Consider the following 14019-nt stretch of genomic DNA (forward strand, 5'->3'; position numbering starts at 1 on the left):
CATTCCCATTACGTCCCCACCTTCACACGTCATCGTGGTTTTCATATGCTGTCCCGGCACGATCCGAACGACTCCCTCGCCCCTGAGCCCAGGCTGCGAGGCGCGACATGCCGGTGAGCTTGGCAATAAAGCGCGGAGCGTTGTCGTGAAACCCCACATAGATCCGCCGAACCGCCATTGGCCTTTGCCTGACCTCTTGAAGGCGTAAAGGGCCGGGCTCCAAGGTGAAAGCGATGGCGAATCCAGCGTTCCGCACTGCCTCCTCATGTTCGACAGCATAATCGCTCCGTGAGCCGTTCGGGTAGGCAAAACCTAGGGTGGAGCGCCCGAGCTCTTCCGTCAAGCGTGCCTGACACCCGGCGATCTCATCCTGCGCCTCGGCTGTGGGAAGCTGAGTAAGAATAGGGTGCGTGCAGGTATGCCCCCCGAATTCCAGGCCATCCCGGCTTAGCCGGCGAACGTCGTCCCAACCAAGGTAAAAACCAGCGAAAGCATTCTCCGGCGGGGAGACGTCAAGCCTATCAGCAAGCGCCTGCGCAGCCGTCCAGCGCTCACTCCCCGGGATCCGCTTGGCGGCGGCAACCCAGTCCGCGGTGCTTGCATGCCGAGCCGCCATGGTCGACAGGTTCCGCTCGCCGATAAGGGGATCGGCAATCCTCTCCAATGCGCTCATCTGAAAGCAATAAGCAGCGAAGTCCCAGAGGAATGGCTTTGCGGTTCCGATATGGTCAGTGGCTACGAACACAACACCGGGAATGCCAAATTCGCGCATGATAGGCCAAGCTACGTCGCCATTATCCCGGTACCCGTCGTCGAAAGTAACAAGCACGGGCCTGCGGGGAAGCGGTTTGCCCTCCTGCAGCCATAACACGAGCTGCTGCAGCGACACGGGCGTGAAAAGCCTCCGCACGAGTTGCATTTGCCGCGTGAACTGATCAGCTGTTGCCGTGAAAGCCGGCCGGAAGCCCTTGAATCCGGCGCTGTGAGGATTTCCGACTCGATGATAGCAAAGGACTCTCAAACAGTCGTTGTGGTGTCCGGTCGGGAGACCCTTCAAGCCCCACTCATGGGGTACCCTCGCAGGAGCGGAGGCAATGCCCTCGTTGATCATTGGCGGGTTCATCCTCTGCCTCCCTCACGCAGAGGAGGACGCGTGATCCTGCTATCCATTACTGACCGCTGGCTCCGTGCACCCGGGCGACAGCCCGCGCCAAGAGGCAAACAATATGGTCTCCAGGTTGGAGCCTTCATGACGGCACGCGTAGCGATAGCCATTGCAGAAGCCAGGGCGACATTCGAAAGCCGGGAGGAAAGAGAGTTATGGCTCGAGAGCATATCGACGACCATGATAACACTGAAGCCAATCGCAACCAGGCGCTCCGGAGAACGGGACCCAATCATGAACAGGCGGGCGAGAAAGCCAATCAGCAAGAGCAGCGGGAACAGACCGGCTTCGCCCAGGATCACTAGAAATGTATTGTGCACGCCGAGCCATTTGTCCAGATCAGGACGCTCCCTGAAGCCGCCAACAAGGGCATGAAAATCCCCCAATCCTGCACCCCACGGCAACTGCTGATCGATCCGCCGAAGTCCGAGCTCCCACACCAGTGTGCGCCCCGTCGTGGTTCGTGTCGAGATGTCGCCGCCGAGGATATTTAGAACATCGGCGAGACGCTCCCGTTGATCATAGGACAACTGAAACACGTCATTTGCCAAGATGTACTTCGTGCTTAGCGCTGCCAGCGTGAAAGTGAGAATGGCAACACACAACAGGCCGATGGATCGCCGCGTGATCACGAACAGTAAGCTCAGCGCAATAAGCGTCAGTATGCCCGCTTTCGAGAAAGTCAAAATTAGCGCAAGCAGGGCGATCACCGCTTGGCCGAATGTCAGAACGCGGCTACGGGCTGGATAGGCTACAATCAGCACAATGCAGAAGAGCGCTGCCACTCCCGCCTCGTTCGGGTTGCCGAATAGGCCGGAGGGACGGTCGAGCGAATGCGAGTAGGCTAGATAGGTTGATAAATACGGCGACAATGGAACGAAGATGCACGATACAATGAGGATGCGCTTAAGCATCCTGAAGACATAGGCAAGTTCGGCTTTCGTACAGCCGGTCAGCCAGAAATAAATCGCTGAGACAAAAATCAGCGTTGCCGAGTAAAATTTGATGTAATAACTATCGAAGTGCGGGTCGGTCGCAGCAAACAGCGCTGCAAAAGCGAGATACGAACCCAAGAAAGCCACGAACAGAACGTAGCATTCCGCCTTCACGGCCGAAGGATGTGCGTAGCGCAGCCACAGAACGAGCGTGGAGCAAAATACCAGTGGCGATAGGAGAGCCTGCGTCCCAAAGAACAGGAGTAGCGCACCATTCAGGTTAAGACCGCCGAAGACCAGGAGCGTAATCCCAGCGAGATCCCTGTGCCGCCTCTTTTCCGCACGCGGCGCGGCATCAGTTGGAACGGAGAGGGCGCGAGACCGCATTAAGTGCCTATCCACTTCATTTCAGGTCGACACACAGGTGCGCGCTTCCTGTGCTTGTTGCATGAAATTGCCGGAAGTGTATGAGCGACATCCCAACGGCTCACGTTTTCATGCTCCTATAGCTTGACGCGACGGTGCAGGCTCCAAGCCCAAAGCTGTGCGGTACACATTGATGGTTTGATTGATGATACGGTCGAGCTCATACCGCGCAATCGCTGTTCTACGAATTGCATCCCGGTCGGGCCCACGCGCGAGAAACTCGCTAAGTCGAAGGGCATCGCCGGCAGGGGTAGGTGCCTCCAGAAAGATGCCATTGACGCCTTCTGTCACCATCCAGCGCAGACCGAAGGCGCGGGGAACGGCCACCGGTAGACCTCGGCAATGAGCCTCCGCAACGACCATCGGCGACGTCTCCTGCCTTGAGACAAGGAGCAGCGCATCAGCACGATCCATGAATTCCGCCACATAGCTGGGCGGAACACCGCCATGAAACGTGACGACAGACCCCAGCTTCGCCCTTGCGATCTCGTTCAAGCACCGGCGGTGATAGCGTTCGTCGACCACGGGCCCGACGACATGCAAATGAACATTTGTTCCCCCACGAACCATTTCGCGGACGATCGCGATGGATGCCAAGATATCCTTGCGAGGAGAGATGACGCCCACTTGCAGGAGATGGCGCGTGAGGCTTGGCCGGTGCGGAATACGCGGTGCGCTGAAAAAAACTTCGTCAACTGGATTAGGGATGAAGTGGTGCCGCAAGGCGGTGATATCGGGCATCGCCTCAAGCACGTAGTCATTGATTACAATGATGTCGTCATAGCTCTTGCGTGATCCGCGCTCAATCGCACCGATCACAGCAGCCCGAGCCGGGGCTGTGAAGCGGCGCAGAACATCCGTTCCGGCCGTATGCAGTACGTCTTTATCGTTTACTCCGTGGACGGTAAAGACCACGGGTGGACTACTAGACTTCCGGCATTTCGGCCAGAGCCAAGCGACCCCCGCCAAATCCTGCACATGAACGATGTCAGGGGAAAGCCGCGCAATTTCCCGGTGAACAGCCCTCGAACTCCAGGACCAGTAGCTCAAAAATCCGGGTCCCGGCGGGCGCCTCAGATAGGAGATCTCGCCGAACTCGTCTCTGTGTAGCAGGTTTCGCCGGGTGTTCGGGACAATGAGGGAAACCTGTACTCGTTCCGCGAGCTTGCGCCGCAGAACCTCGACAACTCGTTCAACGCCGCCTCTGCTGGGCTCTCCAGGAAAAGGGTGGGCACCGACCAATGCAACATGCATGGTGCTTACTCCTATCCATGGCAACGCTCAAGATCGCATCCGCTTTCGCGCAGGCTGCACGCCATTGACGACACTCAAGGCGCGATTGTGCAGGGGTACGACATCCTGCCGCCTCTGCGCCGTGCCGAGGAGGCCGATTGTATCGACAACCACCTTGTTCAGGAACGTATTGGCCTCAAGATGCCGGAACTGCTGATGCCCGACGAGAAAAACCACGATGTCAGCCTCGCGCCGAGCCTCGTCGGTTCCCGCAAGACGGACGTTCGGCAGGTTTGCCAGCACAGGCGGCAGACTGCGCACATGCGGATCGCAGGCCAGAACTTCCAGATTTTCATCGCGCGCCAGCTCCTCCACGATGGCGAGAGCCGGAGATTCCCTGAGATCATCCACGTCGGGCTTGTAGGTCAATCCGTAGCAACTCACAACAGGACGCTTGAAGCGCATCGCCAAGGACTTGACCTTTTCAACTACCCAGTGGGGTTTTCTATCATTGACCTCCCGGGCCGTATGGATCATGCGACTCAACTCAGGCGCACTGTCGACGATAAACCACGGATCAATCGCGATGCAGTGGCCGCCGACGCCGGGCCCCGGCTGCATGATTTTCACCCTAGGGTGCCTGTTGGCGAGCTCGATAGCCTGCCAGACGTCAATGCCGAGATGCTCGCAGATCAGCGACAATTCGTTGGCGAAAGCGATGTTGACATCGCGGAATGCGTTCTCGATCAGCTTAACAAGTTCAGCCGTCCGGCAATCTGTCACCAGCAGGTTGGACCGTACGAAGGTCTCGTAGAGCGTTACGCCACGCTTCGCACAGGCTTCCGTGACGCCGCCGATAATGCGGTCGTTGGACACAAGTTCACGCAACATTTGCCCCGGCAGGATTCGCTCGGGGCAATGGCAGACGAATATGTCAAACTCGTCGATCATCTCCGAATACCGCGGCACCCTCAGATCTGGGCGGGCAACGGCTATTCGCTCGCACAGCCGCTCCGTCGTTCCGACCGGCGAGGTCGATTCGAGGATTACCGCGCTCCCCCGCTTGATATAGGGGGCGATGGCGTCACATGCCGCCTCCACATAAGACAGATCGGGCTTCTTCTCTTCCACGAGAGGAGTTGGCACGGCGAGGATGTAGTAATCCGCAGCGATGGGCTCGGTCTGGGCCTTTAGTCGACCGGTGCTGATCGCCGCTTCGAGCAGCATCTGCAGATCTGGTTCATGAAAATGCGGATGCCCAGAATTGATCGAGGTGACGGTCGCCGAATTGATGTCGAACCCAGTTACCTGATGACCCTGGCTCGCCAGCATGGCAGCCGTTGGTAGTCCGATATATCCTAGTCCTGCAACGCATACATCTGCCATGGCGAAGGCTCATCTTTCTAAAGGTTGGATAGGTTACCGAACACGGTTGGGGTCGAATATTGCGATGATTGTTCGCAAAGCGATCTCGGCATCGAGCGCAGGCCCAAATCGCTCGAGGTAGAAGAGGTCGAACTCGATCTTCTCGCGGGTCTCCTCAAGGGTTTCCGCATAGCCGAACCGCACCTGCGACCATCCCGTAATGCCGGGACGGACAAGATGGCGAAGATCGTAGCCGGGAAGATGCTCGGCATAGGCAGCCACCAGGGCTGGCTGCTCGGGCCGCGGGCCGATTAGTGTCATTTCGCCAATCAGGACGTTCCAGAGCTGCGGCAACTCGTCGATGTGGTAACGACGTAGGAGGCGGCCAAGGCGGGTGATCCGGCCATCGTTCTTGGCGGTCGCGTTTTGACGTTTAGTCGCCGGGTCGTTGTGCATGGTGCGGAGCTTGTACATCCGGAAGACGCGCCCAGCCTGCCCCACGCGATCCTGCACGAATAGGATCGGCCGGCCCATATCGATCAGGATTGCCATTGAGGCCACGGCAAGAATTGCTAGTACAAGCGGAGCCATCAACAGAACTATAGCGATATCCATGGCGCGCTTGACGAGTCTATAAGCGGGACGGTTCAAGCAGGCCAGCGCGAGCGGCTCATCGCCGTCAAGATGTATGCGGCCGGCATGCCGCTTTACATAGTTTGTCACTGATTGAATCTCGCATCCGGCAACTGCTGCCCGCGCGACGAAATCGGCCCAGATAGACGTCGAAAGGACCGATCGTGGAACCACAAGAAGATCAAGCCCACATGGATCAGCCTTTGGATCGTCGATGAGACGAATATCCTGGTCAATCTGCTTCAGAGCCTCGGGACCTAGATCAGTCGCGATGACGCTGACAATGCGCTTGCGATAGACAACCCGGAGAAGAGCGATTGTTATGCCGAAGGCTAGCGAAAGAAATGCTCCCATGAAGATAAGCTGGGGTGTGACTCGGAGCGGCAAAATCGCGCTCATCAGAATAATGGGCACGTGGGTGGCCAGGACGCAGAAGAGCACCGCCATGATCCGGCGAGGCAATGGCCCCTCGACAGCAAATGAAAAGATGACGACGATTGCGGGTAATAGGAGGACCAGAACTCTTGATAGAAACTCCACATGATTCAAGATCTGCCGATCGATTTCATCGGAAAGGGCGATCGTCAGGATCCCAATTCCCACAACGAGCACGCCGAGCAGGAAGGCAGCGTGGCCGGGATGCAGCTTGAAAGCTCTATTGGACTGCTGAGACGAGCCCATGAAAAGGGAGGATCCGTTGGAGTCGGCGCTTGCGCCGTTGCCTGCGCCGTTTTGCTCGCTTGCAACTGTGTTCACCACATCGTTCTCCTTAGAAATACAACGCGGCCACTTTTTGGTTCAGATCTATAGGACAGACTGAACAAACGTCGGACTAGCAAGCCACCTCTGTTGCCAAGAAGATCACGGACATGTTGCCTCGCAGGTCGTAGAGAGCAAATGGAAATTCCGTAGATGAACAAACGTCGGACTAGCAAGCCACCTCTGTTGCCAAGAAGATCACGGACATGTTGCCTCGCAGGTCGTAGAGAGCAAATGGAAATTCCGGAGATAACAAGTGGATATTTGTAGCCACTCGCCGGCGATTAGGTTCTGTGATCTGATGAGGACGGCTATCGTGAAAGAAGTCTATAATAAGGATATTTTTCATATCGTCCATTTTATTCAATACAAAGTTAGATCAGCAGTCCTGTTATCAAGCTAATTCTTAATCTTCCCCCTTTTTTTGCTGGTTTTAACAAGACTAGGTAAGTAATATCTTTGAAATTAATAAATGAAGACAGGGTTTATAGGAGAATCGAATATTGATGTGTCCTATGGTAGATCAATAATAAATTCTTGCGTAACTTAAAGTAAGAAAGATATATTCCGCATATACTTATTGTTGTCTTCATTATCATAATGTGTAAACTTGCCGACTAGAAGGGAACCTACAATGTCTGGGTCGAGACAAACAGTCCAAGCGTGTGTCATCGGCGATATAGACTTGGTGCGCCCGCTCGGATTGGCGGGTATAAAATCGGCCGTCGTGTATCCACCGGGGAGTCCCGTCCTCTACTCGCGTTTTACGCATAAGGAGTTCTCGTGGGAGGACCGGGCAGACACCGAAGCAAGCGCAGAACGCATGTTAAACGCACTTATACGCTTCGGAGCTACACAGTCAGAGCCACCCGCGCTTTTTTATCAAGGTGACGGAGAACTGCTGCTCATAGCACAGCATCAAAAGCAGTTGGAGCAGGTTTTCCGCTTCGTAGTCGCAGAGCCAGCGTTGGTAGAGAACTTGGTCAACAAAGCCAAGTTTCAGAAACTTGCCGAGCACTTGAATTTACCGGTACCAGCTACGCGGCGAATCCACTCTTCTCTCAAGAACGTCGATGAAATTGACCTGCGGTTCCCAGTAATCATCAAGCCGGTACGGGAACGGACGTATTGGGAAGCAATCGGGGGGCGCCGCAAGGCGTTATTAGTCGAATCGCCAGAGGTGCTCAGGAAGCTTCTGCCCCAATTAGCAAGTGTCAGTATCGACCTCCTAATCCAGGAAGCCATTCTTGGACCGGAAAGCAGCATCGAAAGCTACCACGTTTACGTGGATCAGCTTGGTATCATTGTTGCCGAGTTTACTGGACGCAAAATCCGGACTTTTCCGGTGACCTGCGGCCATAGTACCGCTCTCGAAACAACCGATGCACCGGACGTGCGAGCACTAGGGCGAGAGATCGTACAAAAACTTAATTTACGTGGCGTGGCTAAGATGGATTTCAAACGTGGGCCAGAAGGTACGCTTTACCTTTTGGAAGTTAACCCGCGTTTCAACCTGTGGCACCATCTCGGGGCAGTTGCTGGAGTAAATCTTCCTGCACTCGTCTATGCGGATCTGCTAGGATTGCCTCGATCAACCAATCTCGTTGCTCGGCCCGGAGTTCGTTGGAGCAAACTGTGGTCGGATATGCATGCTGCTCGAGAATGCGGAACTCCAGTCACGACTTGGTTGTGGTGGGCTCTTCATTGTGAAGCAAAGTCCGGAATGGCTTGGGATGACCCGGTGCCCATTCTAAGATGGGCACTGGCGAAGTTTCGCCTTCAACGCGGAGCCAGATCTGTTAGGCATCGTGAAGGTGCTCTCACGCGAGCGCCCGCAGCCGATAAGAGCTGACATGAAAGTAGCGCTCATCTCCGATATCCACTCCAATTTGGAGGCGCTACAGGCGACTTTAGAAGCAATATCAACCCAGGAAGTCGACTATATAGTGTGCTTGGGTGACATTGTTGGGTACAATGCGAACCCTACTGAGTGCATAGAGCTGCTGCGACAGAGAAACGTTACGTGCGTAGCGGGTAATCACGACCGAGCCGTCACTGGGCAAATCACAACGAAAGGTTTTGACTATACTGCAAAAAGAGCTGTCGCATGGACGCGCAACTGTCTTAGCAATGAAGCCGTTGAGTACCTTGCAGAGTTGCCTGTTGAACTCAGCATTCCAAACGAACTCGTCGCCGTGCACGGGGCACTCCACCCAAAAACGGGACGCGAGACAGTGCGCCTTGATAGCGACGCGCGTCGCCGCCAGAGCTTTGAGGCTCTGCTTACGCATCATTCAAAGGCACGTGTTTGCGCATTCGGACACACACATCAGCTGGGTATATTTGAGCTTCACAACGGTGTTGTGCAGATGCTGACGGGAGACCAAGTCTCTCTGCGAAATGATGCATGGTATCTCGTCAATCCTGGATCAGTAGGACAGCCGCGAACGGCAGATCGCCGATCTACGTATCTGATTCTGAATTCGTTCCAGAAAAAAATCACAGCTCATTACGTTGATTACGCCGACGCGATACCGTTCGCTAAGACTCGTAACGCAGGCTTACTGCCTTTCTGGATCCATCTTCCTCAGCCTATCCGGAAATCACTTAGGTTTCTACCAACACCGATACGTAGCGCCATAAAATGGGCAATAGAATTGCTGCGGCTCTGATAATTCCTCTGCCTCACAGTTTCCTGAGGCTCTCTGCAAGTGGCGAAGATCCGAAGAAGGGTCACGATGACAGAAGTGATGGAGGATGCGGTAGGTCCAGGTCGCGGCGGGTGGATGTCGCGCCAGCGCAAAGAGGAGGCGTTCTGCATCTGCTGCGTGGTGAGGATCTGGAGACAGTCTCGCACTCGCTTGGGGTGCCGGCCGCAGCCGTTGGCGCTGGCGCGATGCTTTCCTAACCACCAGCGGGACCATGGTCCTGCCCCGTCAAACTGGTCCATGTCGAGGACAACTTTTTCGGGCATTGAACTTGCCCCGAATGCTGGACCACTTCCGGAGGCCACTCTCGGCCAGATGTGGACTTGCCCCGAACGCTGGACCACAGCCGGACATGAACTCCGGCCTCATGGCCTCATCGGCCGGCTGGGGGTGCCGATGGATTTCATGAACTCGATTGGGGTCTTATGCCCGATCGAGCTGTGTGGTCTGTCGCCATAATACTCATGGCGGAACGCCTCACATTTTGGCCTGGCATCGGCCAGGGACAAGAACCAGTTCTGGTCGATGCATTCGGCCCGCACCTTGTCATTAAAGGCTTCTACGAAGCTGTTGTCGGTGGGCTTGCCAGGCCGCGAGAAGTCCAGAACAATCCCGTTTCGATAGGCCCAGAGATCGAGAGCGCGCGAGATAAACTCAGGGCCGTTGTCCAGACGAATCGTGCGCGGAACACCATACTGGCTTGCCACCCGCTCCAGGGTCGCAACCACATCCGCGCCGGTGTAGCGGAAGCGCACATCAATCGCCGGCGAGAGCCTCGAGAAGATATCCACGATGGTCCGGACCCGGATCTTGCGGCCATCGAAGAGCTGATCCGACAGGAAGTCCATTGCCCACACCTCATTCGGAGCCGAGGGCAGCTTGCGGTCCGAGCGCACCTTCGCGGCCACCTTGCGCTTCGGCCGTTTGTTCCGGATCTGCAAGCCTTCTTCGGCATACAGCCGGTAGACGCGCTTATGGTTCACGGCCCATCCCTCGCGCTGCAAGAGCACGTGAATGCGTCGATAGCCGTAGCGGACCCGGGTCTCGGCGATCTCCCGGATGCGCTTCGATAGAGCCGCCTGCGACAGCCGGCGCGAGCGATAGAAGTAGGAGGATTTCTGGAACTCCAGCACGCGACAGGCCCGTCGGATCGAGACCTGGAACGTGCTCTGCAGACCATCCACCAGCCGCCGCACCCGCGCAGGCTTCAGAGCTTTTTTGACAGCACGTCCTGCAGCATGGCTTTGTCGAGCGAGAGGTCGGCCACCATCTGCTTCAGGCGCCGGTTCTCCTCCTCGAGCTGCTTGAGGCGCCGCATCTCCGACGGCATCAGGCCACCGTACTCCTTGCGCCACCGATAGTACGTCTGCTGGGAGATCCCGGCCTTGCGGCAGACCTCCTCAACGCTGACGCCGTCATCGACCTGCTTGAGGAGCATGGCAACCTGCTGCTCCGAAAACCTGGACACCTTCATGGTCCGTTCCCTTCTCCCAGCCGGGAGACATTACGGGAGAATTCCCACTTTGGCTGGTCCAGTTTGACGGGAGAAGGTCAACCATTCGGCTCACAAGCCATACTTCAGAGAGGCCCCCTTCTCAGAGGACAGACCACGGCAACGGCCAGGAGACTTGGGCTTGTCCATCATTGCGATCGTGGCAGCCAGTATGCGGTCGAGGCCTATGTACGGCAGTTGGCTGCGTTGGGCGCAAAGGCATCGATGAGCCGAACAGGTTGCTGTTATGACAATGCCCCTATGGAGTCGTTCTTCCATTGCTTGAAGGTGGTTCTGGTTGCCTGCGGATGCTCGTGGATGCCGATCCGTGCCAGGATGATGTTATAGCACTGGACAAAGGCCGCACGGGCCTCAGCCTCTGTTGCGGCTCCGATGGTCTCTGCGGCGTTCGGAAATCGGATGGACCGGCGCGAGAATTCACCCTAGGCGCCTGAACCGAAAAAGTGTTCGAATTCAATCTCACCTACCTAGACAGTATGGAACGTTTTGGATGTCTCCTCAGCCGGCCCGCGACCTTCGCGATCAACTAATGTCTGTTCAAACCACAACATGATTTTTCCTCCCTAATCTTCATAAACGCGGCGGATCCACTCACCGCGGATCCGGAGGGAGATTCAGCGCCGATGAAGGCTTCTGTTTCGGAGGGTAATCGTTGCTCTGCCTCACTGCACGAGGAGGATGTGGATACAAGCGATGCAACTGGGTCGAGCTGATGGTGTCCCAATCGTCATTGGTCTGTTTAGCTGGAACAGGCTTCTGCGTGAGAGGATCAGGCATGCTTCTCTCCCTTCCTGCAATACTTTGCCGAATGTTGAAAAGCCGGAATTGCCGTTCTTTCAGCGCTCCAAGATCGGTTCAGATGATGAATAGGTCTATTCATTAAGAGATGTACTCCCAATTCGCAGCGGGAGCTGTATGTGTCCTCGGCCGATGAGGCAATCAATCATGAGTGAAGAGGGCTGGCCCTGGCGAGGGCAGGGCCTCAGCCGGCCAGCCGACGCTATCATGAGTGGCGTTCAACGGGGGCCACTTACTCCGGTTTAGCTGTTGCTACCTCATGCCAGCGGTCACGATCTTGCTCAGCAGCCGCCAGAGCAGTCCTGAGAGCATCCACATGGGGTAATCGCGGGAGTGAGTCGCCCTGAAGCAGTCACGCTCGTGGAAGCCGGTGGCTGTTCCCCGATACGATGGAAGAACGGGCTCACGACGGGAAGCCGGGCCCAAGCATCGAATGGAGAACTGCCATGGATGACTATATCGGGCTCGACGTGTCGATGAAGGAGACGGCGGTGTCGATCCGCCGGGACGGCAAGCGCGTCTGGCGGGCAAGTGCCCTTTCCGATCCCAAGCTCATTGCTGACCTGATCCGCAAGCGCGCATCGTCTGTGAAGCGGGTGATCGTCGAGACCGGTCCACTGTCCGTGTGATTCTACCATGCCCTTCGAGCCGAGGGGCTGTCAGCTATCTGCATCGATGCTCGTCATGCCAAGGCCGCCCTCGACATGGCTGCCAACAAAACCGATGCTAACGTCCCCGACGGTTTGGCCCATCTGGCTGAGGTTGGGTTCTACCGTGAGATGCGGGTGAAGAGCTTCGACAGCATGCTGACCCGCACGCTTGTGGCGGCGCGCACCCGACTGGTGCGGATCTGCACCGAATGCTCCACCAGATCCGCGATCTCATGAAGACCTTCGGCCTGATCGTTCCCGCCGGCAAAGGCAGCACTTTCGAGAAGAATGTTCGCAGTCTTCTGGTCGATCAGGACGGGCTCGCTGCGATCGTGCTGCCAATGCTGGAGGCTTGGCGCAACCTGCGCCTGCGTGCCGCTGAACTCGGACGTCAACTCGTGGCGGGCGCCCATCAGAACCAAGCCTGTCGCATTCTCATGCCGATCCCCGGTGTCGGGGCGATCACCGCAATATCCTTTGCGACCGCCATTGAGGATCCGGACAACGTCAAGAAGTCCCGCTCCGTCGGCGCTTGGTTCGGCCTGACCACCCGGCGCTACCAGTCGGGTGAGGTCGACTACGATGGCCACATCTCCCGCCGGGGCGATCGCCATGTGCGAGGGCTTCTCTTCGAGGCGGCCACGGTCGTCCTGACCCGCAGCTCGGCTGACAGCAGCCTGCGAACATGGGGTCTCAAGCTCCGCGAGCGGGTGGGCTTCAAGTGCGCTGCCGTTGCGGTAGCACGTAAACTGGCGGTCATCATGCATGCGATGCTCAAGACCGGCACGTTCTTCGATCGGAGCATCGGAGCTGCGGCTTGATCGGTTGAGGATCGCGCTCAGTCTCCGAGCGCGCTGAGATGTCCCTGCCGGGACGTGGGCCGAGCCATTCCGCTTGATGGGATGCACCGCTGATGCAGCCGAGTGCATCGTCCACATGGGAAGGCTCCTCCCGCGAAGCTCCATCATGCGGCGACTGCTGTCGACCGCAAAGACGACCCTGCACTCGGCAGACGCTCACATGGCGGGCCGCGGATCCGCTGTGATCTGGCCCTCCGCAATGGTCCCTCAAGCCTGACCTCAAGCTCGAGCCGGTTCTTACTTGAAAAAACACTTGCAAAATGGTCCGCGATTAGACGACCTATCAAGCGCTATTTTGTTTGCCTTTGAGCCTGGACAGCCAGAGTATCTGCTCCTCGGCGTGGCTCATGCTTTGCTCTTCGGAGCTGCACTATTTGGGATGTACAACAAAAACGTAATGGACTTGTTCGGCGAGTTAGCCGCATTTGCTACTTTCTTGTCAGCATGAACGCTGGCTTGGCCATCGGATTTTTGACTGGATTCGCGGGAATGCCTCCCCGATTTGGAAAAGGCGGCTCGATAGCGATGGCAATCATGGAAGGTTTCTTTAAGGCTGGAGGAAGAGGCCGTGAGCATCACTAATCTGCGTGTATTCAGAAGCGCCGCATGGCTCTGCATTGTGCTGCTCGCAGTTCTTTCTTTAATGCCCGGCAGTGTTCAAATGCGTTCTGGAATGCCTGGAGGCTTTGAGCATGCCATAGCTTATTTCGGCACGGCTACGATGTTTATGCTCGGCTATCACAAGAGTGGGCGGCTGGTTGCTGCAGGACTTTTGGCCTATGGCGGCCTTCTTGAAACCCTTCAGCTATTTGCCCCTGGACGAGTACCCAATATCGCTGATGCGGGTGCAAGCGGCGCAGGCTCTATCCTTGGAGTGATCGTCTGGACAGTCCTTCTCGAGCACTGGAGGAGAGACTCTCACTCTGGCGATGATCGTGAACCTATAAAGGGGCATTAATGCTAAGTCGCCGTAC

At 56.6% G+C, this 14019-nt stretch carries 9 protein-coding genes and 3 pseudogenes; 6 read left to right on the top strand and 6 right to left on the bottom strand.

What is annotated here, in order from left to right:
* Positions 1 to 22 precede the first annotated feature (22 nt).
* From AA309_RS08400 to AA309_RS08420, 5 genes are all read right to left on the bottom strand, one after another.
* The gene (locus AA309_RS08400) at positions 23 to 1123 is read right to left on the bottom strand and encodes a polysaccharide deacetylase family protein (protein ID WP_052954568.1); all 1101 of its coding nucleotides are present in this window, start codon (positions 1121 to 1123) and stop codon (positions 23 to 25) included.
* The gene (locus tag AA309_RS08405; RefSeq protein ID WP_047188562.1) at positions 1120 to 2487 is read right to left on the bottom strand and encodes an O-antigen ligase family protein; all 1368 of its coding nucleotides are present in this window, start codon (positions 2485 to 2487) and stop codon (positions 1120 to 1122) included. Before AA309_RS08405 ends, AA309_RS08400 begins: the two co-directional genes overlap by 4 nt.
* A gap of 108 nt (positions 2488 to 2595) precedes the next feature.
* Positions 2596 to 3780 (bottom strand): glycosyltransferase family 4 protein, encoded by a 1185-nt coding sequence (locus AA309_RS08410; protein WP_084730996.1) that lies wholly within the window; start codon positions 3778 to 3780, stop codon positions 2596 to 2598.
* Positions 3781 to 3807: 27 nt separating this feature from the next.
* Positions 3808 to 5145: a UDP-N-acetyl-D-mannosamine dehydrogenase gene (gene wecC, locus AA309_RS08415; protein ID WP_084730998.1), complete on the bottom strand. Its 1338-nt coding sequence runs from the start codon at positions 5143 to 5145 to the stop codon at positions 3808 to 3810.
* A 33-nt stretch (positions 5146 to 5178) separates the two neighbouring features.
* Entirely contained in the window at positions 5179 to 6513 is a 1335-nt protein-coding gene (locus tag AA309_RS08420; RefSeq protein ID WP_150117448.1) for a sugar transferase, read from the bottom strand.
* An 826-nt stretch (positions 6514 to 7339) separates the two neighbouring features.
* Here AA309_RS08420 and AA309_RS08425 point away from each other — a divergent pair.
* The 3 genes and pseudogenes from AA309_RS08425 to AA309_RS34135 all read left to right on the top strand — a co-directional run.
* Complete coding sequence (locus AA309_RS08425) at positions 7340 to 8368, top strand: carboxylate--amine ligase (protein ID WP_200901961.1); 1029 nt, start codon at positions 7340 to 7342, stop codon at positions 8366 to 8368.
* Between the two features lies 1 nt (position 8369).
* Positions 8370 to 9188: a metallophosphoesterase family protein gene (locus AA309_RS32960; protein ID WP_084731000.1), complete on the top strand. Its 819-nt coding sequence runs from the start codon at positions 8370 to 8372 to the stop codon at positions 9186 to 9188.
* Between the two features lie 66 nt (positions 9189 to 9254).
* Positions 9255 to 9459, top strand: a pseudogene (locus tag AA309_RS34135) (IS3-like element ISMtsp5 family transposase); the annotation flags it as partial.
* A gap of 130 nt (positions 9460 to 9589) precedes the next feature.
* Here AA309_RS34135 and AA309_RS08435 read toward each other — a convergent pair.
* A protein-coding gene (locus AA309_RS08435) for an IS3 family transposase (protein ID WP_150117449.1) occupies positions 9590 to 10698 on the bottom strand; the annotation gives its coding sequence in 2 pieces (ribosomal slippage) (positions 9590 to 10446 and positions 10446 to 10698; 1110 coding nt in all).
* A 156-nt stretch (positions 10699 to 10854) separates the two neighbouring features.
* On the opposite strand from AA309_RS08435, the pseudogene AA309_RS32965 reads away from it, so the two are divergent.
* The 3 genes and pseudogenes from AA309_RS32965 to AA309_RS34140 form a co-directional block, all read left to right on the top strand.
* Positions 10855 to 11016, top strand: a pseudogene (locus AA309_RS32965) (IS3 family transposase); the annotation flags it as partial.
* Between the two features lie 965 nt (positions 11017 to 11981).
* Positions 11982 to 13006 (top strand): annotated as a pseudogene (locus tag AA309_RS32970) (IS110 family RNA-guided transposase).
* 607 nt (positions 13007 to 13613) lie between these two features.
* Complete coding sequence (locus AA309_RS34140; protein WP_150117450.1) at positions 13614 to 14003, top strand: VanZ family protein; 390 nt, start codon at positions 13614 to 13616, stop codon at positions 14001 to 14003.
* Positions 14004 to 14019: the final 16 nt, after the last annotated feature.

The sequence above is a fragment of the Microvirga vignae genome (genome assembly GCF_001017175.1).
GTDB lineage: Bacteria > Pseudomonadota > Alphaproteobacteria > Rhizobiales > Beijerinckiaceae > Microvirga > Microvirga vignae.

Excerpts from the sequence above, each read along its gene's own strand:
- AA309_RS08400 (WP_052954568.1), bottom strand. The coding sequence starts at position 1,123 with ATGAACCCGCCAATGATCAACGAGGGCATTGCCTCCGCTCCTGCGAGG.
- AA309_RS08405 (WP_047188562.1), bottom strand. The coding sequence starts at position 2,487 with ATGCGGTCTCGCGCCCTCTCCGTTCCAACTGATGCCGCGCCGCGTGCG.
- AA309_RS08410 (WP_084730996.1), bottom strand. The coding sequence starts at position 3,780 with ATGCATGTTGCATTGGTCGGTGCCCACCCTTTTCCTGGAGAGCCCAGC.
- wecC (WP_084730998.1), bottom strand. The coding sequence starts at position 5,145 with ATGGCAGATGTATGCGTTGCAGGACTAGGATATATCGGACTACCAACG.
- AA309_RS08425 (WP_200901961.1), top strand. The coding sequence starts at position 7,340 with ATGTTAAACGCACTTATACGCTTCGGAGCTACACAGTCAGAGCCACCC.
- AA309_RS32960 (WP_084731000.1), top strand. The coding sequence starts at position 8,370 with ATGAAAGTAGCGCTCATCTCCGATATCCACTCCAATTTGGAGGCGCTA.